This is a genomic window from Streptomyces sp. NPDC059906 (assembly GCF_042730645.1).
GTDB lineage: Bacteria > Actinomycetota > Actinomycetes > Streptomycetales > Streptomycetaceae > Streptomyces > Streptomyces rubrogriseus.
The window spans coordinates 22,138-46,653 of the sequence record NZ_JBHWKU010000047.1 but is presented as its reverse complement, the minus strand read 5'-3'; the positions used below and the strand labels follow the sequence as shown (position 1 = coordinate 46,653).

The window sequence follows — 24,516 nt, the reverse complement described above, 5'->3', positions numbered from 1 at the left end:
CACCTTCAGTCAGGAGAGACCGGTGTCAGACGTCCGTGTGATCATCCAGCGGGATTCCGAGCGGGAAGAACGCGTGGTGACGACGGGCACTACGGCCGCCGAGCTCTTCGCCGGCGAGCGCTCGATCATCGCCGCCCGCGTCTCCGGTGACCTCAAGGACCTCGCCTACGCGGTACAGGACGGCGAGACCGTCGAAGGCGTCGAGATCACCTCCGAGGACGGCCTCAACATCCTGCGGCACTCCACCGCGCACGTCATGGCCCAGGCCGTGCAGGAGTTGTTCCCCGAGGCCAAGCTGGGCATCGGCCCCCCGGTCAAGGACGGCTTCTACTACGACTTCGACGTCGAGAAGCCCTTCCACCCCGATGACCTCAAGGCCATCGAGAAGAGGATGCAGGAGATCCAGAAGCGCGGGCAGCGGTTCTCCCGCCGTGTGGTCACCGACGAGGCCGCCCGCGAGGAGCTGGCAGACGAGCCGTACAAGCTGGAGCTGATCGGCCTCAAGGGCTCCGCGTCCAGCGACGACGGCGCGGACGTCGAGGTCGGCTCCGGTGAGCTGACGATCTACGACAACCTGGACGCCAAGACCGGCGACCTGTGCTGGAAGGACCTCTGCCGGGGCCCGCACCTGCCCACCACCCGCAACATCCCGGCGTTCAAGCTCATGCGCAACGCCGCCGCCTACTGGCGCGGCAGCGAGAAGAACCCGATGCTCCAGCGCATCTACGGCACCGCCTGGCCCACCAAGGACGAGCTGAAGGCGCACCTGGAGTTCCTCGCCGAGGCCGAGAAGCGCGACCACCGCAAGCTCGGCAGCGAGCTGGACCTGTTCTCCATCCCGGAGCAGATCGGCTCGGGTCTCGCCGTCTTCCACCCCAAGGGCGGCATCATCCGCCGGGTCATGGAGGACTACAGCCGTACGCGGCACGAGGAGGAGGGGTACGAGTTCGTCTACACCCCGCACGCGACCAAGGGGAAGCTCTTCGAGACCTCGGGCCACCTGGACTGGTACGCCGACGGCATGTACCCGCCCATGCAGCTCGACGAGGGCGTGGACTACTACCTCAAGCCCATGAACTGCCCGATGCACAACCTGATCTTCGACGCGCGGGGGCGGTCCTACCGCGAACTGCCCCTGCGTCTGTTCGAGTTCGGCACCGTGTACCGGTACGAGAAGTCGGGCGTCGTGCACGGCCTGACCCGGGCCCGCGGCTTCACCCAGGACGACGCGCACATCTACTGCACCCGCGAGCAGATGTCGGAGGAGCTGGACAAGACCCTCACCTTCGTCCTGAACCTGCTGCGCGACTACGGCCTGAACGACTTCTACCTGGAGCTGTCCACCAAGGACCCGGAGAAGTTCGTCGGCTCCGACGAGGCCTGGGAAGAGGCCACCGAGACGCTGCGCCAGGTCGCCGAGAAGCAGAACCTGGAGCTGGTGGCGGACCCCGGCGGCGCCGCCTTCTACGGCCCGAAGATCTCCGTCCAGACGCGCGACGCCATCGGGCGCACCTGGCAGATGTCGACCATCCAGCTCGACTTCAACCTGCCGGAGCGCTTCGACCTGGAGTACACGGCCGCGGATGGCGCCAAGACCCGCCCGGTCATGATCCACCGCGCGCTGTTCGGCTCCATCGAGCGGTTCTTCGCGGTGCTCCTGGAGCACTACGCGGGCGCGATGCCGCCGTGGCTCGCCCCGGTGCAGGCGGTGGGCATCCCCGTAGGGGACGCGCACGTCGAGTACCTGGAGAAGTTCGCCGCGGCGGCCAAGCAGAAGGGCCTACGGGTGGAGGTCGACTCCTCCTCGGACCGTATGCAGAAGAAGATCAGGACGGCCCAGAAACAGAAGGTCCCGTTCATGATTATCGTGGGTGATGACGATATGAACGCGGGTGCGGTGTCGTTCCGTTACCGCGACGGCTCGCAAGAGAATGGCATCCCGCGTGACGAAGCGATGGCGAAACTCGTTGACGTCGTAGAGCGCCGCGTGCACGTGTGATTGCTCCCCGCGACAGCGGGGATGGCCCCAAGATTCGGACGCCTCACAAGCACAAGGTGCCGTGCTCCCTGCCGAAGCAGGGCTTCAGGCCCCCGGGAACTTCCCGGGGGCCTTCTCCGTCGCAGCATGCGACGCCATATGCTGCACGCATGACGAGTGAGCCGGAGCAGCAGCTGGGAGTGGGGACGCCGGACGCGTTCCAGCGTCTGTGGACGCCCCACCGGATGGCCTACATCCAGGGCGAGAACAAGCCGAGCGGCCCGGGCGCCGACGACGGCTGTCCCTTCTGCTCGATCCCGGCCGAGTCCGACGAGGACGGTCTGATCATCCGGCGCGGTGAGCACGTGTACGCGGTGCTGAACTTGTACCCGTACAACGGCGGTCACCTGATGACCGTGCCGTACCGCCACGTCGCCGACTACACCGAGCTGAACGCCGTGGAGACCGCGGAGCTGGCCGAGCTGACCAAGCAGGCGATGACGGCCCTGCGCACCGCGTCCGGCGCCCATGGCTTCAATGTTGGTATGAACCAGGGCACCGTGGCCGGTGCGGGCATCGCCGCTCACCTGCACCAGCATGTAGTGCCTCGTTGGGGAGGCGACACCAATTTCCTTCCCGTGGTCGGCCACACAAAGGTGCTCCCCCAGCTCCTGGGGGACACCCGCAAGATGCTGGCAGACGCCTGGCCCTCCAGCCCGTCCGGCGTTTGAGGACGAGGCCGTCCAGGCCGAAGCGGGGGCCTGGGGGCGGCAGCCCCCGCGGAGGCCCGCCCCAGAACCCTCGCCCAACCGCCGGAGGCCTACGCGTCGTAGACGTCCGCCTTCTTGGGCACCGCCTCCTGCACCGCTCCGCTCAGGCCGCCCGCGCGGGCGCCGAACTTCTCCGTGTCCACGCCGTTCTCCTTCAGCACCTTGATCGCCGCCGAGTGCACCGCCCGCAGCACCGGCGTGGCCGCCCGCAGCGCGTCGTCGGCCATGAAGCGGTGCCGCCACGGCCGGTCCGCCCAGGCGTGCCGCACGCCGAAGGGCTCGGGCAGCGTGAGCTTGCCGCCCAGCCAGTACAGCAGCGGGGGATACCAGGTCAGCGGTGCCCGCGCGGTCAGCCGTACCACCTCGTCGGCGTCGACCAGCGGGAGCTTGACCGTGCGAGTCTCCCAGAACTTGACCGACTTCTGGACCTGCTTCTCCTTGGCCGCGGGCTTGCTGGTGAACAGGGAGTGCACCGGTCCCAGGGCGTGTCCGGTGACCTCGATGCGCAGCGTCTCGTGCAGCACCGTCACCGTGATCAGCATGGAGATGACCAACTGGCCGTCCCACAGCGTCCACTGGACGCCCAGGTAGTGACGGTCGCCCGCGCCGAACTGCTGCTTGTCGCAGATCTCCTGTATGGCGTGCTGCTTGACCTGGTACGCCTCCACGTCGGTGCCCTCGGGCCGGGACACCGAGTCGGCGTTCTCACCGATCGGGGTCACGATCCAGTGCCGCACGGTCGGCTTGGTGAAGCCGCCGGTGTGCAGCGGGCCGCGCTCCAGCATCCGTAGCCGGTCGTGGATGGCCTTGATGACGTCCCAGCTGCGGAACGGGTTGATCTCCCGGTCCGGGTCGACGGGGACCAGCTCCTCGGCGAGCTGCCAGTTGCCCCAGCGGGTGCCCATGCCGAGGATGCCCTTGGGGCCGGCGTAGAAGACGGAGTTGGACTGCTGCTCGGCGCTGAGCCGGGCCAGTGACTGCCGCAGTTCCTCGGCCGCCGTCTCGCCGGGGCTGCTCGGCACCGCCTCGGGCACCTTGGCGCCCACGCCGGCGCCGGACAGGAGGCCGCTCCAGCGCTCCCGGAGGTCCCGTGCCGTGCGCTCGCAGATCCGCTTGGCCCAGAACCAGCCGATCACCGGGGCGACGACGCAGGCACGTGCGTACCAGGCCCAGAAGCCGCTGAAGGGCATCTTGAGCAGGAAGAGCACGGCGAGGACCGCCATCGCGAGCAGCAGGGCGGTGGCGAGGGCGCCGGCCCGCTTGTCCTCGCGCCGGGCGACGGTGGTGCGGATCTGGAAGACCAGGAGCCAGATCAGCAGTCCGGGCAGGAACAGCAGGCCGCACAGCACCATGACGGCGCTCAGCCAGTTGTCCCGGTCCCTGCGTATGCGGTGCGCCGCCAGGCTGTGCTCCACGACGACCTGCGGCTGGGTGCCGAAGGACTGGATGAGCGGGGCCCGCTTGGGGCCGAGCATCCGGTCGATGATCGCCCGGGAGAACGCCTCGCCCAGGTTGGGCCGGAAGAGCTTGATCCGCGGCTTGCTCACGGCCGACTTGTGCCACTCGCTGTTGGCTTTGAGTATCTCCTCGGCCTCGCTGTCCCGGTAGGCGGCCGAGGCCAGCGCGAACGTGGCCGTCTGGCCGCCGTCGTCCGTGCGCGGCACCTGCGGTCCGAAGAAGTCCGCGTAACCGCCGTCAACGGTCATTCCCGCCCCCGATCGCCACCACTGTCGCTCCTGCGGCCTTCCCGACTTCCCTGCCCCGCACACCTGTTGATCTGGTCATCAGCGTATCCGCCGGGACCGTCGTACGTCACGGGACGGCCAAAGGCGCCCCCGCGCTCCCGGGTTGACCGCCGGACGCGCCGTCGCACGCCGGGGCGGGCGCCTTCGGTGCGGGGAGGAGCGGGCTCCGGTGCGGGACTGCGTCCTGCCGGACCGCGCACCGGAGCCCGCGCTCCGTCAGGACGCCGTCCCGCACCTCTGCTAGGACGCCGCCCGCACCTCCTCGCGCAGCCGGTCCGCGACCTGCGCCGGCATCGGTTCGTGCCGTGCGTAGCGGCGGTCGAAGCGCGCGGTGCCGTGGGAGAGGGAGCGCAGGTCCACGGCGTAGCGGCCGATCTCGATCTCGGGCACCTCGGCCCTGATCAGGGTCCGGCCGCCGCTGGTCTGCTCGGTGCCCAGCACCTTGCCGCGCCGCCCGGACAGGTCGCTCATCACCGCGCCCACGTAGTCGTCGCCGACCAGCACGCTCACCTCGGCGACCGGCTCCAGCAGGTGGATCCTCGCCTCGGCCGCGGCCTCCCTGAGCGCCAGCGCGCCGGCGGTCTGGAACGCGGCGTCGGAGGAGTCCACCGAGTGCGCCTTGCCGTCGAGCAGCGTGACCCGCACGTCGATCAGCGGGTGGCCCGCGGCGACGCCCTTGGCCGCCTGGGTGCGCACGCCCTTCTCTACGGACGGGATGAACTGCCGGGGCACCGCGCCGCCGACCACCTTGTCCACGAACTCGATGCCCGAGCCGCCCGGCAGCGGCTCCACCTCGATCTCGCAGATGGCGTACTGGCCGTGCCCGCCGGACTGCTTCACGTGCCGCCCGCGTCCGGCCGCCCGGCCGCCGAAGGTCTCGCGCAGGGAGACCCGGTGGGGTACGACGTCCACCTGGACGCCGTAGCGGCTGCGCAGCCGTTCCAGGGCCACGTCGGCGTGGGCCTCGCCCAGGCACCACAGGACCACCTGGTGGGTGTCCTGGTTGTGCTCCAGGCGCATTGTCGGGTCCTCGGCGACCAGCCGCGCCAGTCCCTGGGAGAGCTTGTCCTCGTCGGGTTTGCTGTGCGCCTCGATGGCGAGCGGCAGCAGCGGGTCGGGCATCTCCCAGGGGGCCATGAGCAGCGGGTCGTCCTTGGCCGAGAGCGTGTCCCCGGTCTCCGCCCGGGTCAGCTTGGCCACGCAGGCGAGGTCGCCCGCGATCACGTGCGAGACCGGCCGCTGCTGCTTGCCGAACGGCGTCGACAGGGCGCCGATCCGCTCGTCGACGTCGTGGTCCTCGTGGCCGCGGTCGGTCATCCCGTGCCCGGACACGTGCACCGTCTGGTCGGCGCGCAGGGTGCCGGAGAAGACGCGGATCATCGAGATCCGGCCGACGTAGGGGTCCGAGGACGTCTTGACGACCTCCGCGACCAGCGACTCCTCCGGGTCGCACATCCGCAGTTCGCGTCCGGCGCCCTCGGGGGTGGTGACCCTGGGGGCCGCGCGCTCCAGGGGTGTCGGGAAGCCGCGCGTGATCAGTTCCAGGAGTTCGACCGTGCCCAGGCCCTGCCGGGCGCCGTCGGCGGCGGGCGCGGCGGCCAGCACCGGGAAGAACACCCCGCGCGCGACGGCCCGTTCCAGGTCCTCGATCAGCGTCTTGACGTCGACCTGTTCGCCGCCGAGATAGCGCTCCATGAGGGTCTCGTCCTCGCTCTCCGAGATGATCCCCTCGATGAGCATGGAGCGGGCCTCGTCGAGCTGCGGCAGCTCCGCCTCGCCCGGCTCCGAGGCCACGCGCTCGCCGGACGCGTAGTCGAACAGCTTGCGCGACAGCAGTCCGACGAGCCCCGTCACGGGCGCGTGTCCGTCGGGGGCGGGCGGGCCGTGCAGCGGGAGGTACAGCGGCAGTACGGCGTCGGGGTCGTCGCCGCCGAAGGCCTCCGCGCAGATCCGGGTCATCTCCTCGAAGTCCGCGCGGGCGGCCTCCAGGTGCGTGATCACGATGGCGCGCGGCATGCCGACGGCGGCGCACTCCTCCCAGACCATGCGGGTCGAGCCGTCCACCCCGTCGGAGGCCGAGACGACGAAGAGGGCCGCGTCCGCCGCGCGCAGACCGGCCCTCAGCTCACCGACGAAGTCGGCGTACCCGGGAGTGTCCAGGAGGTTGATCTTGATGCCGTCCCATTCGACCGGCACCAGGGAAAGCTGTACGGAGCGCTGCTGGCGGTGCTCCATGTCGTCGTAGTCCGAGACGCAGCCGCCGTCCTCGACGCGGCCCGCCCGGTTCACCGCTCCCGCCGTCAGCGCGAGAGCTTCCACCAATGTCGTCTTGCCCGATCCGGAGTGGCCGACCAGCACCACGTTCCGTACGGACGCGGGGTGGTCGGCCGCCGTTGCCCTTCCGGCGGCTCCGGGATGGGTGTGTGCCTTGTCGCCCATGTCCTTGCCTCCCGTGCACGGTGAGGTCACTGTGGGCGCGGACACGCGGGACCGCGTGCACTGGCGGCTCCGGCGACGCCCGCGGTCCTTCGAGCTTTCCACTCCCGTCACGCCGCGTCCATACGAAGGACCCGATCCCGGTGGCCACCGGCCGCCCGGCGGGGGCTCCGGGTGCCCGGCCACCGTCCACGCGCGCGCGTGACTACGATGGGCCAGCCGGTGGCCAGCAAGGGCCGCGGCGCCACACCGACCGTCGGGAAGGCCATGCTGAACAAGTACGCGCGTGCATTTTTTACGCGTGTCCTCACACCGTTCGCCGCGTTTCTCATCCGGCGGGGCGTCAGCCCGGACACGGTCACGCTCCTCGGTACCGCCGGTGTGGTCGCGGGTGCGCTGGTCTTCTACCCCATGGGTGAGTTCTTCTGGGGCACGGTGGTGATCACGCTCTTCGTCTTCTCCGACCTGGTCGACGGCAACATGGCCCGCCAGCTGGGCCGCTCCAGCCGCTGGGGCGCGTTCCTGGACTCCACCCTCGACCGGGTCGCCGACGGCGCGATCTTCGGCGGCCTCGCCCTGTGGTACGCGGGCGGCGGTGACGACATCGTGCTGTGCGCCGTGTCGATCTTCTGCCTGGCCAGCGGCCAGGTGGTCTCGTACACCAAGGCGCGCGGCGAGGCGATCGGCCTGCCGGTCGCCGTCAACGGGCTGGTCGAGCGCGCCGAGCGCCTCGTCATCTCGCTGGTCGCCGCCGGATTCGCCGGGCTGCACAAGTTCGGCGTGCCCGGCATCCAGTACCTGCTGCCGATCGCCCTGTGGATCGTCGCCGTCGGCAGCCTCGTCACGCTGGTCCAGCGGGTCGTCACGGTCCGCCGTGAGGCCGCCGAGGCGGACGCCGCCGCGCAGGAGAGCCCGGACGCCGAGGCGGCCAAGTGAGCGCTCGGGACCGGCTGACCGACGGCCTGTACGGCGCCGGCTGGGGCACCGTGAAGAAGCTCCCCGAGCCCGCCGCCGTGCGCCTCGGCCGCACCGTCGCCGATGTCGCCTGGAAGCGGCGCGGTGCGGGGGTGCGCCGCCTGGAGAGCAACTACGCGCGCGTGGTGCCCGGCGCGAGCCCCGAGCGGCTCGCCGCCCTCTCGCGCGCGGGCATGCGCTCGTACCTGCGCTACTGGATGGAGTCGTTCCGGCTCCCGGCGTGGAGCACCGAGCGGATCAAGGGCGGCTTCGCGCCCAAGGACCTGCACCACCTCACCGACGGCATGGACGCCGGCAAGGGCGTGATACTCGCCCTGCCGCACCTGGCCAACTGGGACCTCGCGGGCGCCTGGGTCACCACGAAGCTCGGCATCCCGTTCACCACCGTCGCCGAGCGCCTCAAGCCGGAGACCCTCTACGACCGTTTCGTCGCCTACCGCGAGGGCCTCGGCATGGAGGTCCTGCCGCACAGCGGCGGCACCGCCTTCGGCACGCTGGCCCGGCGGTTGCGCGACGGCGGCCTGGTCTGCCTGGTCGCCGACCGCGACCTGTCCGCCTCCGGTGTGGAGGTCGGCTTCTTCGGCGAGACGGCCCGGATGCCGGCCGGTCCCGCGCTGCTCGCCCAGCAGACGGGCGCGCTGTTGCTGCCGGTGACGCTCTGGTACGACGACTCGCCGGTGATGCAGGGCCGCGTCCACCCGCCGGTCGAGGTGCCCGGGTCAGGTACCCGGGCCGAGAAGACGTCTGTCATGACACAGGCGCTGGCCGATGCCTTCGCCACGGGGATCGCCGACCACCCGGAGGACTGGCACATGCTGCAGCGCTTGTGGCTCAAGGACCTCGACCCCGCCAAGGCGCCGGGGGCGGCCGACGGGCGGGGCGGCGCGTCGTGAGGATCGGCATCGTCTGCCCGTACTCCTGGGACGTGCCGGGCGGCGTCCAGTTCCACATCCGGGACCTCGCCGAGTACTTCATCCGGCTCGGCCACGAGGTGTCCGTCCTCGCCCCGGCCGACGACGACACGCCGCTGCCGCCGTACGTCGTCTCCGCGGGCCGCGCGGTGCCGGTGCCGTACAACGGCTCAGTGGCCCGGCTCAACTTCGGCTTCCTGTCGGCGGCCAGGGTCCGGCGCTGGCTGCACGAGGGCGGCTTCGACGTCATCCACATCCACGAGCCGACCTCGCCCTCGCTGGGCCTGCTGACCTGCTGGGCGGCGCAGGGCCCGATCGTGGCCACCTTCCACACCTCCAACCCGCGCTCCCGCGCGATGATCGCCGCGTACGCGATCCTCCAGGCCGCCCTGGAGAAGATCAGCGCCCGGATCGCCGTGAGCGAGTACGCCCGCCGCACGCTCGTCGAGCACCTGGGCGGCGACGCGGTCGTCATCCCCAACGGCGTCGACGTCGACTTCTTCGCCGACGCCGAGCCCAAGCCGGAGTGGCAGGGCGACACGATCGGCTTCATAGGGCGCATCGACGAGCCCCGCAAGGGCCTGCCGGTGCTCATGCGGGCGCTGCCCGCGATCCTCGCCGCCCGACCGCAGACCCGGCTGCTCGTCGCCGGGCGCGGGGACGAGGAGGAGGCCGTGGAGAGCCTGCCCAAGGAACTGCGCTCCCGCGTGGAGTTCCTCGGCATGATCAGCGACGAGGACAAGGCCCGCTTCCTGCGCAGCGTCGACCTGTACGTGGCGCCCAACACCGGCGGCGAGAGCTTCGGCATCATCCTGGTCGAGGCCTTGTCGGCGGGCGCTCCCGTCCTCGCCTCCGACCTGGACGCCTTCGCCCAGGTCCTCGACCAGGGGGCGGCCGGTGAACTCTTCCCCAACGAGGACGCCGACGCCCTGGCCGAGGCGGCCGTACGCCTGCTGGCCGACCCGGAGCGGCGCGCCGCACTGCGGGAGCGGGGCAGCGCCCACGTACGGCGCTTCGACTGGTCCACGGTCGGCGCGGACATCCTGTCCGTCTACGAGACGGTCACCGCGGGAGCGGCGGCGGTGGCGACGGACGACCGGGCGACGGGCCTGCGCGCCCGCTTCGGCCTGGCGAGGGACTGACCCACCGACGCGCCTGGACCCGCGGGCGCGTACGGGCCCACGCGCGCGTGGGGCCAGTGCTGGGCACGGGGGCCGACCCGGGCACGGGGGGCCGTCAGGCGTGCACGGGCGCGCGGCCTCCCGGCAGGCACGGGGCCGTCGTCGCACCCGGAGGCACGTCGTGCACCCGGTCAGCCGCGTGCGGGAGGCCATTGCCGCGTACGAGCCCACGCGTGCGTACGGGCCCACGCGCGGGTAGGGCCACTGCTGGGCACAGGGGCCGGCCCCGGCGGTACCGTCCGGGCCGGGGTCGGGCGCGGTCGGCCCGGCAGGCACGGGGGGGACCGTCAGGCGTGCTCGGGCGGGCACGGCCTCCCGGCAGGCACGGGGCCGCCGTCGCACCCGGAGGCACGTCGTGCACCCGGAGTCACCCGCGTGCGGTAGGCCATTGCCGCGTACGAGCCCGCGGGCGCGTACGGGCCCACGCGCGCGTAGGGCCAGTGCTGGGCACAGGGGCCGACCCGGGCGGTGCCGTCCGGGTCGGGGTCGGGCGCGGTCGGCCCCGCGGGCACGGGGGGACCGTCAGGCGTGCACGGGCGGGCGCGGCCTCCCGGCAGGCACGGGGCCGTCGTCGCACCCGGAGGTACGTCGTGCACCCGGAGTCACCCGCGTGCGGGAGGCCATTGCCGCGTACGGGACCCCTCAGGGCGTACGGAGTCCACCGGACGTACGGAGTCCACCGGACGCACTTGGCCCACGCGGCCCACCGATAGGGTTGCGGCCCGTGACCGCAACCCTCATCTGGATCCTGGTCGTCCTCGTCGCCGTCGGCCTGTACCTCAGCTGGACGGCGGGCCGCCTGGACCGGCTGCACGCCCGGATCGACGCCGCCCGTGCCGCCCTGGACGCACAGCTGCTGCGCAGGGCGTCCGTGGCCCAGGAACTCGCCACCTCCGGCGTGCTCGACCCGGCCGCCTCCATGGTCCTCTACGAGGCCGCACACGCCGCCCGGCAGGCCGAGGAGGAGCTGCGGGAGGTCGCCGAGAGCGAGCTGAGCCAGGCCCTGCGCGCCGTCTTCGCCGACGCGCAGCAGGTGGACGTACTGCGCGAGGCGCCCGGGGGAGAGGCGGCGGCCCACGAACTGGCCGAGGCCGTACGGCGGGTGCCGATGGCCCGTCGTTTCCACAACGACGCGGTGGGCGCCGCCCGCAGGCTGCGCGAGCACCGCAAGGTCCGCTGGTTCCGCCTCGCCGGGCACGCACCCTTCCCGCTGGCCTTCGAGATGGACGACGAGTCGCCGGCCGCCCTGGTGGAGCGGGCGGCGTAGCGCCCCGGGGGACGAAAACGATCCACCGCCTTCTCATTGGCCCTTGCTGTGGCCTGCTCGCCTCACGTTTCCTCGTTGCTGCACAACCCCCCTTCTCCCCAGCGAGGTACCCGTGTCCAGCACGCTCTCCGAAAACCAGGCACCCGAGACCGGCACCGCGCGCGTGAAGCGCGGCATGGCCGAGCAGCTCAAGGGCGGCGTCATCATGGACGTCGTCACGCCGGAGCAGGCGAAGATCGCCGAGGACGCGGGCGCCGTGGCCGTCATGGCCCTGGAGCGCGTCCCCGCCGACATCCGCAAGGACGGCGGCGTGGCCCGGATGTCCGACCCGGACATGATCGAGGGCATCATCGGCGCCGTGTCCATCCCGGTGATGGCCAAGTCCCGCATCGGCCACTTCGTGGAGGCCCAGGTCCTGCAGTCCCTCGGCGTCGACTACATCGACGAGTCCGAGGTCCTCACCCCGGCCGACGAGGTCAACCACAGCGACAAGTTCGCCTTCACCACGCCCTTCGTCTGCGGCGCCACCAACCTGGGCGAGGCCCTGCGGCGGATCGCCGAGGGCGCCGCGATGATCCGCTCCAAGGGCGAGGCCGGCACCGGCAACGTCGTCGAGGCCGTCCGGCACCTGCGCCAGATCAAGAACGAGATCGCCCGCCTGCGCGGCTACGACAACAACGAGCTGTACGCCGCCGCCAAGGACCTGCGCGCCCCGTACGAGCTGGTCAAGGAGGTCTCCGAGCTGGGCAAGCTGCCGGTCGTGCTCTTCTCCGCCGGTGGTGTCGCGACCCCCGCCGACGCCGCGCTCATGCGCCAGCTCGGCGCCGAGGGCGTCTTCGTCGGCTCCGGCATCTTCAAGTCCGGCGACCCGGCCAAGCGTGCCGCCGCCATCGTGAAGGCGACCACCTTCTACGACGACCCGAAGATCATCGCGGACGCGTCCCGCAACCTCGGCGAGGCCATGGTCGGCATCAACTGCGACACCCTCCCCGAGACCGAGCGCTACGCCAACCGCGGCTGGTAAGGGCCCGATCCATGAGTGACACCCCCGTCATCGGGGTCCTGGCCCTCCAGGGCGACGTACGGGAGCACCTCGTCGCCCTGGCCGTGGCCGACGCCGTGGCCAGGCCGGTGCGGCGCCCCGAAGAACTCGCCGAGGTGGACGGCCTGGTCATCCCCGGCGGCGAGTCCACCACCATCTCCAAGCTCGCGGTCCTCTTCGGCGTGATGGAACCCCTCCGCGCGCGCGTGCGGGACGGCATGCCCGTCTACGGCACCTGCGCCGGCATGATCATGCTGGCCGACAAGATCCTCGACCCGCGCTCCGGGCAGGAGACGGTCGGCGGCATCGACATGATCGTGCGCCGCAACGCCTTCGGGCGGCAGAACGAGTCCTTCGAGGCGGCCGTCGACGTCGACGGCGTCGGGGGCGAGCCCGTGGAGGGGGTCTTCATCCGCGCCCCCTGGGTCGAGTCCGTGGGCGCGGCCGCCGAGGTGCTCGCCGAGCACGACGGCCACATCGTCGCCGTCCGCCAGGGCAACGCGCTGGCCACCTCGTTCCACCCGGAACTGACCGGCGACCACCGCGTGCACCGGCTCTTCGCCGACATGGTGCGCGCGAACCGGGCGGCTCAGTCCTTGTAGGATTCCTGCGTTCGTTGCAGGAGATGGGTTACGCGAAGGAGACAGGCAGATGTCCGGCCACTCTAAATGGGCTACGACGAAGCACAAGAAGGCCGTGATCGACGCCAAGCGCGGCAAGCTCTTCGCGAAGCTGATCAAGAATATCGAGGTCGCGGCGCGCATGGGCGGCGTCGACATCGAGGGCAACCCGACGCTGTACGACGCCATCCAGAAGGCGAAGAAGCAGTCGGTGCCCAACAAGAACATCGACTCCGCGGTCAAGCGCGGCGGCGGCCTGGAGGCCGGCGGCGCCGACTACGAGACGATCATGTACGAGGGCTACGGTCCGAACGGTGTCGCGGTGCTCATCGAGTGCCTCACCGACAACCGCAACCGCGCCGCCTCCGACGTCCGCGTCGCCATGACCCGCAACGGCGGTTCGATGGCCGACCCGGGCTCGGTGTCGTACCTGTTCAACCGCAAGGGCGTCGTGATCGTGCCCAAGGGCGAGCTGGCCGAGGACGACGTCCTCGGCGCCGTCCTGGACGCGGGGGCCGAGGAGGTCAACGACCTCGGCGAGTCCTTCGAGGTGCTCAGCGAGGCCACCGACCTGGTCGCGGTCCGCACCGCCCTCCAGGAGGCCGGGATCGACTACGAGTCCGCCGACGCCAACTTCGTCCCGACCATGCAGATCGAGCTGGACGAGGAGGGCGCGCGGAAGATCTTCCGGCTCATCGACGCCCTGGAGGACAGCGACGACGTGCAGAACGTCTTCGCCAACTTCGACGTGAGCGACGAGATCATGGAGAAGGTGGACGCATAGGCCGCGCCCTGTGCTCAGCGGGCCGACGGGGACACCACCCGTCGGCCCGTCGCGTTGTCGGTGGCACCCGATAGCCTGCACAAACAGGTGATCGACGAGAGGGGCCTGCTGGTGCGCGTACTGGGGGTGGACCCGGGGCTGACCCGTTGCGGGATCGGCGTCGTGGAGGGCGTCGCGGGCCGGCCGCTCACCATGATCGGCGTCGGCGTCGTCCGCACGCCCGCGGACGCCGACCTCGGCCACCGCCTCGTCGCCGTCGAGCAGGGCATCGAGCAGTGGCTCGACGAGCACCGGCCGGAGTTCGTCGCCGTCGAGCGCGTCTTCAGCCAGCACAACGTCCGCACCGTCATGGGCACCGCCCAGGCCAGCGCCGTGGCGATCCTGTGCGCGTCCCGCCGCGGCATCCCCGTCGCCCTGCACACCCCGAGCGAGGTGAAGGCCGCCGTCACCGGCAGCGGCCGCGCCGACAAGGCACAGGTCGGCGCCATGGTCACCCGCCTGCTCCGGCTCGCCGCCCCGCCCAAGCCCGCCGACGCCGCGGACGCCCTCGCCCTCGCCATCTGCCACATCTGGCGCGCCCCCGCGCAGAACCGCCTCCAGCAGGCCGTGGCCCTGCACACCTCACCGGGCCCGCGCCGCCCCCACAAGCCCCACCCGTCGAAAGGCCGCCCCGCATGATCGCCTTCGTCAGCGGCACCGTCGCCGCCCTCGCACCCGACGCCGCGGTGGTCGAGGTCGGCGGCGTCGGCATGGCCGTGCAGTGCACGCCGAACACGCTCTCCACCCTGCGGCTCGGCAAGCCCGCCAAGCTCGCCACCTCCCTCGTCGTGCGGGAGGACTCGCTCACCCTCTACGGCTTCGCCGACGACGACGAGCGCCAGGTCTTCGAACTGCTCCAGACCGCCAGCGGCGTCGGCCCCCGCCTCGCCCAGGCGATGCTCGCCGTGCACCGGCCCGACGCCCTGCGCAGAGCGGTCTCCACGGGGGACGAGAAGGCGCTCACCACCGTCCCCGGCATCGGCAAGAAGGGAGCGCAGAAGCTGCTCCTGGAACTGAAGGACCGGCTCGGCGAGCCCATCGGCGCCCCCGCCGTCGGCGCCCCGGTCAGCACCGGCTGGCGCGACCAGCTGCACGCCGCCCTGATCGGCCTCGGGTACGCGACCCGCGAGGCCGACGAGGCCGTCTCCGCCGTGGCGCCGCAGGCCGAGGCCGCCGGGGGCGCGCCGCAGGTGGGCCAGTTGCTCAAGGCCGCCCTGCAGACGCTGAACCGCGCCCGCTGACCACGCCCGCCACCACCGACCCGGTGCGCACGGCAAGGAGAATCAAGTGAACTGGGACGACACGACCGACGCGGAGGCCGCCGCCGAGCGGCTGGTCGGCGCTGCCGCCGACGGCGAGGACCAGGCCGTCGAGGCCGCCCTGCGCCCCAAGGACCTGGGCGAGTTCATCGGCCAGGAGAAGGTCCGCGAGCAGCTCGACCTGGTGCTCCGCGCCGCACGCGCGCGCGGGGCCACCGCCGACCACGTGCTCCTGTCCGGCGCCCCGGGCCTCGGCAAGACCACCCTCTCGATGATCATCGCGGCCGAGATGGAAGCCCCCATCCGCATCACCTCGGGCCCCGCCATCCAGCACGCCGGCGACCTCGCGGCGATCCTCTCCTCCCTCCAGGAGGGCGAGGTGCTCTTCCTCGACGAGATCCACCGCATGTCGCGGCCCGCCGAAGAAATGCTCTACATGGCGATGGAGGACTTCCGCGTCGACGTCATCGTCGGCAAGGGCCCCGGCGCCACCGCCATCCCCCTGGAGCTGCCCCCGTTCACCCTGGTCGGCGCCACCACGCGCGCGGGCCTGCTGCCGCCCCCGCTGCGCGACCGCTTCGGCTTCACCGCCCACATGGAGTTCTACGGACCGGCCGAGCTGGAACGCGTGATCCACCGCTCCGCGGGTCTGCTCGACGTCGAGATCGACGCCACCGGCGCCGCCGAGATCGCCGGCCGCTCCCGCGGCACCCCCCGCATCGCCAACCGCCTGCTGCGCCGGGTCCGCGACTACGCCCAGGTCAAGGCAGACGGCCTGATCACCCAGGAGATCGCCTCGGCCGCCCTCGCCGTGTACGAGGTCGACGCCCGGGGCCTGGACCGCCTCGACCGCGGGGTGCTGGAGGCGCTCCTCAAGCTGTTCGGCGGCGGACCGGTCGGCCTGTCCACGCTCGCCGTCGCCGTGGGGGAGGAGCGTGAGACAGTGGAAGAGGTCGCCGAACCCTTCCTCGTACGGGAGGGTCTGCTCGCCCGCACCCCACGCGGACGGGTGGCCACTCCGGCCGCTTGGGCGCACCTCGGCCTCACCCCGCCGCGTTCGCAGGGTTCAGGAAACGGACAACCGGACCTGTTCGGGGCGTGAGGACCCGCTCACGCGGGGCACATTCGCCGGAGCAGGAACCCCGGTGCCATGCTGGGCGTTGTTCCATGCGCGCGGACTCGCCTAGACTCCGCCGATGCCGCCCCTGTCGGCGGTGTACACACCCCCAACCATCAGGCCGCTCCCCATCGCGGTCGTGTGAAGGAAGTACCGACCCGTGAGTCTCGTGACCCTCCTCCCGTTCATCGTGCTCATCGGGGCCATGTTCCTGATGACCCGGTCGGCGAAGAAGAAGCAGCAGCAGGCCGCCAACATGCGGAGCGAGATGCAGCCCGGAACCGGTGTCCGCACCATCGGGGGCATGTACGCCACGGTCAAGGAGGTCAACGACGACACCGTCCTCCTCGACGCCGGCCCGGGGGTCGAGCTGCTCTTCGCCAAGAACTCCATCGGTGCCGTCCTCACCGACGACGAGTACAACCGCATCGTCCACGGCATCGAGCACGACCTGAAGTCCGACGCGGACGTCGTTCCCGACGACGCCTCCTCCCTCACCGAGACCGACGCCTCCGACGACGACGCCTCCGACGACAAGTCCGTCGACCTCGGCAAGAAGGCCGAGCCCGCCGACGAGACGGCCGACGAGCCGACGGCCGACGAGCCGACGGTCGACGCCGCGCCCGCCGAGGCGAAGACGGACGAGCAGGCGAAGAAGTCCGACGGCGGTTCCGAGGCGAAGTAAGCCGTGCCCCGGGGTGCGCGGGACGGGTTCCCGCGCACCCCGCGTGACGCGCGGCTCGCACGGATCCGGACACCATGTGATGGCCGCCGGTGACGCCTTCTGGGCGCGAAGCGGCCCGAGAGGGAGTACACAAAGGTGGTAGCACCTAAAAAGGGAAAGAATGCGAGCGCTCAGAGTAAGCCCGGGCGCTCGCTGGCCCTGATTCTGATCGCCATCGTGGCGCTCACCGGAGGCATGTTCGCCTCCGGGCACACGACTCCGCGTCTCGGCATCGACCTGGCTGGTGGCACGAGCATCACCCTGCGGGCCGTGCCCGAGGCGGGCCAGGAGTCCGCGATCAACAAGACCAACATGGACACCGCGGTCGAGATCATGAACCGCCGTGTCAATGGTCTGGGTGTTTCCGAGGCCGAGGTCCAGACCCAGGGCGACCGGAACATCATCGTCAACATCCCCAAGGGGACGAACTCGAAGGAAGCCCGGCAGCAGGTCGGCACCACCGCCAAGCTGTACTTCCGTCCGGTCCTCGCCACCGAACTCTCCGGTGCCAACGCGACCGGCACCCCCTCGGCGAGCGAGACCGGCGGTGCCTCGGACAAGGCGACCGACAAGGCGACCGACAAGGCGACCGACAAGGCCACGGACAAGGCGACCGACGGCGACAAGGCCACCGACGGCGACAAGGCCACCGACGGCGACAAGGCGAGCGGCACGCCGTCCGACTCCGCCTCGGCGAGCGCCACCAGCCAGGGCCGCGCCGCCAGCGACGCCCTGAAGGCCGACCCCAGCCCGTCCGCGACGAGCTCCGACGGAGCCTCCCCGTCCCCGAGCGCCAGCGCCTCCGGCGACGACGCCACCGCCAAGCTGCAGCAGCAGTACGCGGCCCTGGACTGCACCGACAAGAACGCCCGCGCCAAGGCCGGTGACGGCGCCAAGCCGAGCGAGCAGACCGTGGCCTGCGGCCAGAACTCGCAGGGCCAGTGGCAGAAGTACATCCTCGGCGCCGCCGCGGTCGACGGCACCGAGGTCGACGAGGCCGAGGCCGTCTACAACACGCAGACCGCCGCCGGCTGGACCGTGACGATGAAGTTCACGGACAAGGGCAGCAAGAAGTTCGCGGACATCACCGGCAAGCTGGCGCAGAACCAGTCCCCGCAGAACCAGTTCGCCATCGTCCTGGACAACGAGGTCGTCTCCGACCCGTACGTCAGCCAGGCGCTCACCGGCGGCAACGCGGAGATCTCCGGCAGCTTCGGCCAGGAGGAGGCCCAGAGCCTCGCCAACATGCTGTCCTACGGCGCGCTGCCGCTGACCTTCAAGGAGGACAGCGTCACCACCGTCACCGCCGCGCTCGGCGGTGAGCAGCTCAAGGCCGGTCTGATCGCGGGCGCGATCGGCCTCGCCCTGGTCGTCCTCTACCTGCTGTTCTACTACCGCGGGCTGTCGTTCATCGCGGTCTGCTCGCTGCTGGTCTCGGCCGGCCTCACGTACGTGATCATGTCGCTGCTCGGCCCGACCATCGGCTTCGCGCTGAACCTGCCGGCCGTGTGCGGTGCCATCGTCGCCATCGGCATCACGGCGGACTCGTTCATCGTGTACTTCGAACGCGTCCGCGACGAGATCCGGGAGGGCCGCACGCTGCGCCCCTCCGTCGAGCGGGCCTGGCCGCGCGCCCGGCGCACCATCCTCGTCTCCGACTTCGTGTCCTTCCTCGCCGCCGCGGTGCTCTTCATCGTCACCGTCGGCAAGGTGCAGGGCTTCGCGTTCACGCTGGGCCTGACGACCCTGCTCGACGTGGTCGTGGTGTTCCTGTTCACCAAGCCGCTGCTGACACTGATGGCGCGGCGCAAGTTCTTCGCGAGCGGCCACAAGTGGTCCGGCCTCGACCCCAAGGCCCTGGGTGCCAAGCCTCCGCTGCGCCGCACCCGCCGTCCGTCCCGTCCTGCCGCCGGCCCTGTCGACCCGAAGGAGGCGTGAGAGATGTCGAAGCTCGGCACACTCGGCGCCCGACTGCACCACGGCGAGGTCGGCTACGACTTCGTCAAGAACCGCAAGATCTGGTACGGCATCTCGATCCTCATCACCATCACGGCCATCGTCGGCCTGGCGGTGCGCGGCCTGCACATGGGCATCGAGTTCCAGGGCGGCGCGGTCTTCACCACCCCGAAGAACATGAGCGCCTCGGTCGCCCAGACCGAGACCTGGGCGGAGGAGGCCTCCGGCCACGACGCCATCGTCCAGAAGCTCGGCGACGGCAGCCTCCGCATCCAGATCGCGGGCACCGACACCCAGCAGTCGGACCGGATCAAGGAGGACCTCTCCAAGAACCTGGACGTCTCCGCGGAGAAGATCAACGCCGACCTGGTCGGCCCCAGCTGGGGTGACCAGATTGCGAACAAGGCCTGGCAGGGCCTCGGGATCTTCATGGTCCTCGTGGTGATCTACCTGGCGATCGCGTTCGAGTGGCGCATGGCACTGGCCGCCTTCGTCGCACTGATCCACGACATCACCATCACCGTGGGCATCTACGCCCTCGTCGGCTTCGAGGTCACGCCCGGCACGGTGATCGGTCTGCTGACCATCCTCGGTTACTCGCTCTACGACACGGTCGTCGTCTTCGACAGCCTCAAGGAGCAGACGCGGGACATCACCAAGCAGACCCGCTGGACCTACGCGGAGATCGCCAACCGCTCGATCAACAGCACCCTGGTCCGCTCCATCAACACCACGGTGGTCGCGCTGCTGCCGGTGGCGGGCCTGCTGTTCATCGGCGGCGGTGTCCTCGGCGCCGGCATGCTCAACGACATCTCGCTGTCGCTGTTCGTCGGTCTCGCCGCGGGCGCCTACTCGTCGATCTTCATCGCCACGCCGCTCGTCGCCGACCTCAAGGAGGCCGAGCCGCAGATGAAGGCCCTCAAGAAGCGGGTCCTCGCCAAGCGTGCCCAGGGGGCCGCCAAGGGCGAGAGCGCGGAGTCCGCGGCTGACGCGGAGGCGTACGACGCCGACGAGCCGGACGACGCCGCACCCGCGGTCGTCGGGCCCCGCAATCAGCCCGCGTCCCGCGGCAGGGGCCGCGGCCGGCCCTCGGGGAAGCGCCGATGACCGAGACGACCGACCTCACGGAGTTGCTGCTCAGCCGCATCCGTGACGTGGCCGACTACCCGGAGCCGGGCGTGGTGTTCAAGGACATCACCCCGCTTCTGGCGGACCCGGCGGCGTTCACCGCCCTGACCGACGCCCTCGCCGAGGTCGCCGGGCGGACCGGCGCCACCAAGGTCGTCGGCCTGGAGGCCCGCGGCTTCATCCTCGGCGCCCCGGTGGCCCTGAGGGCGGGCCTCGGCTTCATCCCCGTGCGCAAGGCGGGCAAGCTCCCCGGAGCCACCCTCAGCCAGGCGTACGACCTGGAGTACGGCTCCGCCGAGATCGAGGTGCACGCCGAGGACCTCACCGCGGGCGACCGCGTGCTGGTCGTCGACGACGTCCTCGCCACCGGCGGCACCGCCGAGGCCTCGCTGGAGCTGATCCGCCGGGCCGGAGCCGAGGTCGCGGGCCTCGCCGTGCTGATGGAGCTGGGCTTCCTCGACGGGCGGGCCCGGCTGGAGCCCGCTCTGGCCGGGGCCCCGCTGAAGGCGCTGCTCACGGTCTGAACCGTGCGAACCGCACCCCTGGGGCGGGCCCGGAGGAATCCGGCGCCCGCCCCAGGCGTTGCAGGGGTTGACGGCCGTCGCAGGCCCTCACATTGGCCAGAAGGCGATCCTGGAGGGCAGGATCGCTACCATGGGGTATCCGGAGCCTGACCGGGGGACCCGGATCGCGCACGAGGAGTCCTCTTGCCAGACGAGGCCCAGCCACTGACCGCCGCCAAGCCCGAGTCCGCCTCGGCGTCCGCGGCGAAGCCCGCGCCGAGCGCGCCCCAGGCGAAGAACGACACGCACGGGCCGATCCAGCACGCCCCGGCCGCACCGGTCGACAAGCCCGCCGAGCAGCAGCCGCGCCCCAAGCCGCTGCCGGCCGAGCGCCCGCAGAACGCGCCCGTGGTCCGCGCCCCCGCCGGGCAGCCCGCCCGCTCCGGCTCCTCCAACCGCGTCCGCGCCCGCCTGGCCCGCCTCGGCGTCCAGCGCGCCAACCCGTACAACCCGGTCCTGGAGCCGCTGCTGCGCATAGTGCGCGGCAACGACCCCAAGATCGAGACGGCGACCCTGCGCCAGATCGAGCGCGCCTACCAGGTCGCCGAACGCTGGCACCGCGGCCAGAAGCGCAAGAGCGGCGACCCGTACATCACGCACCCGCTGGCCGTCACCACGATCCTCGCCGAGCTGGGCATGGATCCGGCCACGCTGATGGCCGGGCTGCTGCACGACACCGTCGAGGACACCGAGTACGGCCTGGAGGACCTGCGCCGCGACTTCGGCGACGTGGTCACCCTGCTCGTCGACGGCGTCACCAAGCTGGACAAGGTCAAGTTCGGCGAGGCCGCGCAGGCCGAGACCGTGCGCAAGATGGTCGTCGCCATGGCCAAGGACCCGCGCGTCCTGGTCATCAAGCTCGCCGACCGCCTGCACAACATGCGCACCATGCGCTACCTCAAGCGCGAGAAGCAGGAGAAGAAGGCGCGCGAGACCCTGGAGATCTACGCGCCGCTCGCCCACCGCCTGGGCATGAACACCATCAAGTGGGAGCTGGAGGACCTCGCCTTCGCGATCCTCTACCCCAAGATGTACGACGAGATCGTCCGCCTGGTCGCCGAGCGCGCCCCCAAACGCGACGAGTACCTCGCCGTCGTCACCGACGAGGTCCAGCAGGACCTGCGCGCGGCCCGCATCAAGGCGACCGTCACCGGCCGCCCCAAGCACTACTACAGCGTCTACCAGAAGATGATCGTCCGCGGCCGTGACTTCGCGGAGATCTACGACCTGGTGGGCATCCGCGTCCTGGTGGACACCGTCCGCGACTGCTACGCGGCGCTCGGCACGGTCCACGCCCGCTGGAACCCGGTTCCGGGGCGGTTCAAGGACTACATCGCGATGCCCAAGTTCAACATGTACCAGTCGCTGCACACGACGGTCATCGGGCCCGGCGGCAAGCCGGTCGAGCTGCAGATCCGCACCTTCGACATGCACCGCCGCGCGGAGTACGGCATCGCCGCGCACTGGAAGTACAAGCAGGAGGCCGTCGCCGGCGCCTCCAAGGTGCGCACCGACGCCCCCAGGTCGTCCGGCAAGAGCAAGGACGACCACCTCAACGACATGGCGTGGCTGCGCCAGCTCCTTGACTGGCAGAAGGAGACCGAGGACCCGGGGGAGTTCCTGGAGTCCCTGCGCTTCGACCTCTCCCGCAACGAGGTCTTCGTCTTCACCCCCAAGGGCGACGTCATAGCGCTCCCGGCCGGGGCCACCCCCGTGGACTTCGCCTACGCCGTCCACACCGAGGTCGGCCACCGCACCATAGGGGCACGGGTCAACGGACGGCTGGTGCCGCTGGAGTCCACCCTGGACAACGGCGACCTGGTGGAGGTCTTCACCTCCAAGGCGGCCGGCGCGGGCCCCTCCCGCGACTGGCTCGGCTTCGTGAAGTCGCCCCGCGCCCGCAACAAGATCCGCGCCTGGTTCTCCAAGGAGCGCCGCGACGAGGCGATCGAGCAGGGCAAGGACGCCATCGTCCGCGCGATGCGCAAGCAGAACCTGCCGATCCAGCGCATCCTCACCGGCGACTCCCTGGTGACGCTCGCGCACGAGATGCGCTACTCGGACATCTCCGCGCTGTACGCCGCGATCGGCGAGGGCCACGTCTCCGCGCCGAACATCGTGCAGAAGCTGGTCCAGGCGCTCGGCGGCGAGGAGGCGGCCACCGAGGAGATCGACGAGTCGGTTCCGCCGTCCCGCGGCCGGGGCCGCAAGCGCCGGGCGAACGCCGACCCGGGCGTGGTCGTCAAGGGCGTCGAGGACGTGTGGGTCAAGCTGGCCCGCTGCTGCACGCCCGTGCCCGGCGACCCGATCATCGGCTTCGTCACCCGCGGCAGCGGCGTCTCCGTCCACCGCAGCGACTGCGTGAACGTGGACTCGCTCTCCCGCGAGCCGGAGCGCATCCTCGAGGTCGAGTGGGCGCCGACCCAGTCCTCGGTCTTCCTGGTCGCCATCCAGGTCGAGGCGCTGGACCGCTCCCGGCTGCTGTCGGACGTCACGCGCGTGCTGTCCGACCAGCACGTCAACATCCTGTCGGCGGCCGTCCAGACCTCCCGCGACCGGGTGGCCACCTCCCGCTTCACCTTCGAGATGGGCGACCCGAAGCACCTGGGGCACGTCCTGAAGGCCGTACGCGGCGTCGAGGGCGTCTACGACGTATACCGGGTGACTTCGGCGCGCAGGCCCTCATAGCGGGCCGCACAGGCGCACACACGAGAGGGGCTCTCGTACGCACCGTACGGGAGCCCCTCTCGTGTCCGGTCGGCGGCCGTCAGCCGCCGAACTCGTGCAGCCCCTTGAGCGCCTGGTCGAGGAGCGCCTGGCGGCCCTCCAGCTCACGCGCGAGCTTGTCGGCCTTGGCGTCGTTGCCCTGGGCGCGGGCCTGCTCGACCTGGGAGCGCAGCTTGTCCACGGCGGCCTGGAGCTGACCGGTCAGGCCCTCGGCACGCGCGCGTGCCTCCGGGTTGGTCCGGCGCCACTCGGCCTCCTCGGCCTCCTGGAGGGCCCGCTCCACCGCGTGCATCCGCCCCTCGACCTTCGGCCGGGCGTCGCGCGGCACGTGGCCGATGGCCTCCCAGCGCTCGTTGACCGAACGGAACGCGGCGCGGGCCGACTTCAGGTCGGAGACCGGGACGAGCTTCTCGGCCTCCGTGACCAGCTCCTCCTTGAGCTTCAGGTTCTCCGACTGCTCGGCGTCCCGCTCGGCGAAGACCGAGCTGCGGGCGGCGAAGAACACGTCCTGGGCGCCGCGGAAGCGGTTCCACAGGTCGTCCTCGTGCTCGCGCTGGGCCCGGCCCGCGGCCTTCCACTCGGACATCAGGTCGCGATAGCGGGCGGCCGTCGGTCCCCAGTCCGTCGAGTTCGACAGCGCCTCGGCCTCGGAGACCAGCCGCTCCTTGATCCGCCGGGCCTCCTCGCGCTGTGCGTCGAGCTGCGCGAAGTGCTGCTTGCGGCGCTTGGAGAACGCCGAGCGGGCGTGCGAGAAGCGGTGCCACAGCTCGTCGTCGGACTTGCGGTCCAGACGCGGCAGACCCTTCCAGGTGTCGACCAGGGACCGCAGCCGCTCACCGGCCGCCCGCCACTGGTCCGAGCGCGCCAGCTCCTCGGCCTCGGCCACCAGGGCCTCCTTGGCGCCGCGTGCCTCGTCGGACTGCTTGGCCCGCTGGGCCTTGCGCTCCTCGCGCCGGGTCTCCACGAGCGCGACGAGCTGGTCCAGCCGGGTCCGCAGGGCCTCCAGGTCGCCGACCGCGTGGTGCGCGTCCACCTGCTCGCGCAGGTGGTCGACGGCGGTCTGGGCGTCCTTGGCCGACAGGTCGGTGGTCTTCACCCGCTTCTCGAGGAGGCCGATCTCGACAACCAGGCCTTCGTACTTGCGTTCGAAGTAGGCCAGTGCCTCCTCGGGGGAGCCTGCCTGCCAGGAGCCGACGACCTGCTCGCCGTCGGCCGTACGCACGTACACGGTCCCCGTCTCATCGACGCGGCCCCACGGGTCGCTGCTCACAGCGCCTCCTCCACATGATGCCTG

General features: G+C 71.2%; 20 protein-coding genes. 17 read left to right on the top strand and 3 right to left on the bottom strand.

The window, feature by feature from the left end:
• The first annotated feature begins 22 nt into the window (after window positions 1–22).
• Window positions 23–1,999, top strand: a complete 1,977-nt coding sequence (gene thrS, locus ACFV9J_RS38050; protein ID WP_385362411.1) for a threonine--tRNA ligase — start codon at window positions 23–25, stop codon at window positions 1,997–1,999.
• Between the two features lie 149 nt (window positions 2,000–2,148).
• Window positions 2,149–2,709: an HIT family protein gene (locus ACFV9J_RS38045; protein ID WP_385362409.1), complete on the top strand. Its 561-nt coding sequence runs from the start codon at window positions 2,149–2,151 to the stop codon at window positions 2,707–2,709.
• An 89-nt stretch (window positions 2,710–2,798) separates the two neighbouring features.
• On the opposite strand, the gene ACFV9J_RS38040 is transcribed toward ACFV9J_RS38045, so the two are convergent.
• Together ACFV9J_RS38040 and ACFV9J_RS38035 are read right to left on the bottom strand one after the other, a co-directional pair.
• Complete coding sequence (locus tag ACFV9J_RS38040) at window positions 2,799–4,454, bottom strand: hypothetical protein (protein WP_385362407.1); 1,656 nt, start codon at window positions 4,452–4,454, stop codon at window positions 2,799–2,801.
• Between the two features lie 279 nt (window positions 4,455–4,733).
• The gene (locus ACFV9J_RS38035; protein ID WP_385362405.1) at window positions 4,734–6,932 is read right to left on the bottom strand and encodes an elongation factor G-like protein EF-G2; all 2,199 of its coding nucleotides are present in this window, start codon (window positions 6,930–6,932) and stop codon (window positions 4,734–4,736) included.
• A 207-nt stretch (window positions 6,933–7,139) separates the two neighbouring features.
• Here ACFV9J_RS38035 and pgsA point away from each other — a divergent pair, with 207 nt between their 5' ends.
• The 15 genes from pgsA to relA all read left to right on the top strand — a co-directional run bounded on the left by pgsA (window position 7,140) and on the right by relA (window position 23,183).
• Entirely contained in the window at window positions 7,140–7,865 is a 726-nt protein-coding gene (pgsA, locus tag ACFV9J_RS38030; RefSeq protein WP_385362434.1) for a phosphatidylinositol phosphate synthase, read from the top strand.
• Entirely contained in the window at window positions 7,862–8,797 is a 936-nt protein-coding gene (locus ACFV9J_RS38025; protein WP_385362403.1) for a phosphatidylinositol mannoside acyltransferase, read from the top strand. Before pgsA ends, ACFV9J_RS38025 begins: the two co-directional genes overlap by 4 nt.
• Window positions 8,794–9,957, top strand: coding sequence for a glycosyltransferase family 4 protein (locus ACFV9J_RS38020; protein WP_385362401.1), 1,164 nt, complete (start codon window positions 8,794–8,796; stop codon window positions 9,955–9,957). The genes ACFV9J_RS38025 and ACFV9J_RS38020 overlap by 4 nt, the downstream gene beginning before the upstream one ends.
• Before the next feature lie 763 nt (window positions 9,958–10,720).
• Entirely contained in the window at window positions 10,721–11,263 is a 543-nt protein-coding gene (locus tag ACFV9J_RS38015; protein WP_109033917.1) for a hypothetical protein, read from the top strand.
• A gap of 112 nt (window positions 11,264–11,375) precedes the next feature.
• Window positions 11,376–12,287, top strand: a complete 912-nt coding sequence (pdxS, locus tag ACFV9J_RS38010; protein WP_361010805.1) for a pyridoxal 5'-phosphate synthase lyase subunit PdxS — start codon at window positions 11,376–11,378, stop codon at window positions 12,285–12,287.
• An 11-nt stretch (window positions 12,288–12,298) separates the two neighbouring features.
• Entirely contained in the window at window positions 12,299–12,907 is a 609-nt protein-coding gene (pdxT, locus tag ACFV9J_RS38005; protein ID WP_385362400.1) for a pyridoxal 5'-phosphate synthase glutaminase subunit PdxT, read from the top strand.
• Window positions 12,908–12,956: 49 nt separating this feature from the next.
• A complete protein-coding gene (locus ACFV9J_RS38000; RefSeq protein ID WP_109033922.1) occupies window positions 12,957–13,709 on the top strand; it encodes a YebC/PmpR family DNA-binding transcriptional regulator in 753 nt (250 codons plus the stop codon).
• Window positions 13,710–13,820: 111 nt separating this feature from the next.
• Window positions 13,821–14,387, top strand: coding sequence for a crossover junction endodeoxyribonuclease RuvC (gene ruvC, locus ACFV9J_RS37995; RefSeq protein ID WP_385362432.1), 567 nt, complete (start codon window positions 13,821–13,823; stop codon window positions 14,385–14,387).
• Window positions 14,384–14,989 carry a Holliday junction branch migration protein RuvA gene (ruvA, locus tag ACFV9J_RS37990; protein ID WP_385362398.1) on the top strand — a complete coding sequence of 202 codons (606 nt, stop codon included), beginning with the start codon at window positions 14,384–14,386 and terminating at the stop codon, window positions 14,987–14,989. The genes ruvC and ruvA overlap by 4 nt, the downstream gene beginning before the upstream one ends.
• A 46-nt stretch (window positions 14,990–15,035) precedes the next feature.
• Window positions 15,036–16,109, top strand: coding sequence for a Holliday junction branch migration DNA helicase RuvB (gene ruvB / locus ACFV9J_RS37985; protein WP_385362397.1), 1,074 nt, complete (start codon window positions 15,036–15,038; stop codon window positions 16,107–16,109).
• A 175-nt stretch (window positions 16,110–16,284) separates the two neighbouring features.
• On the top strand, window positions 16,285–16,809 hold the full coding sequence (gene yajC / locus ACFV9J_RS37980; protein WP_385362395.1) for a preprotein translocase subunit YajC: 525 nt from the start codon (window positions 16,285–16,287) through the stop codon (window positions 16,807–16,809).
• 135 nt (window positions 16,810–16,944) lie between these two features.
• Entirely contained in the window at window positions 16,945–18,786 is a 1,842-nt protein-coding gene (gene secD / locus ACFV9J_RS37975) for a protein translocase subunit SecD (protein WP_385362393.1), read from the top strand.
• 3 nt (window positions 18,787–18,789) lie between these two features.
• Window positions 18,790–19,911: a protein translocase subunit SecF gene (gene secF / locus ACFV9J_RS37970; protein WP_385362391.1), complete on the top strand. Its 1,122-nt coding sequence runs from the start codon at window positions 18,790–18,792 to the stop codon at window positions 19,909–19,911.
• Window positions 19,908–20,456, top strand: coding sequence for an adenine phosphoribosyltransferase (locus ACFV9J_RS37965; RefSeq protein WP_385362389.1), 549 nt, complete (start codon window positions 19,908–19,910; stop codon window positions 20,454–20,456). The genes secF and ACFV9J_RS37965 overlap by 4 nt, the downstream gene beginning before the upstream one ends.
• Before the next feature lie 183 nt (window positions 20,457–20,639).
• A complete protein-coding gene (gene relA, locus ACFV9J_RS37960) occupies window positions 20,640–23,183 on the top strand; it encodes a GTP pyrophosphokinase (RefSeq protein ID WP_109033931.1) in 2,544 nt (847 codons plus the stop codon).
• A gap of 79 nt (window positions 23,184–23,262) precedes the next feature.
• Here the strand turns inward: relA and ACFV9J_RS37955 are convergent, their stop codons facing one another.
• Window positions 23,263–24,492, bottom strand: coding sequence for a DUF349 domain-containing protein (locus tag ACFV9J_RS37955; RefSeq protein WP_385362388.1), 1,230 nt, complete (start codon window positions 24,490–24,492; stop codon window positions 23,263–23,265).
• Window positions 24,493–24,516 lie beyond the last annotated feature (24 nt).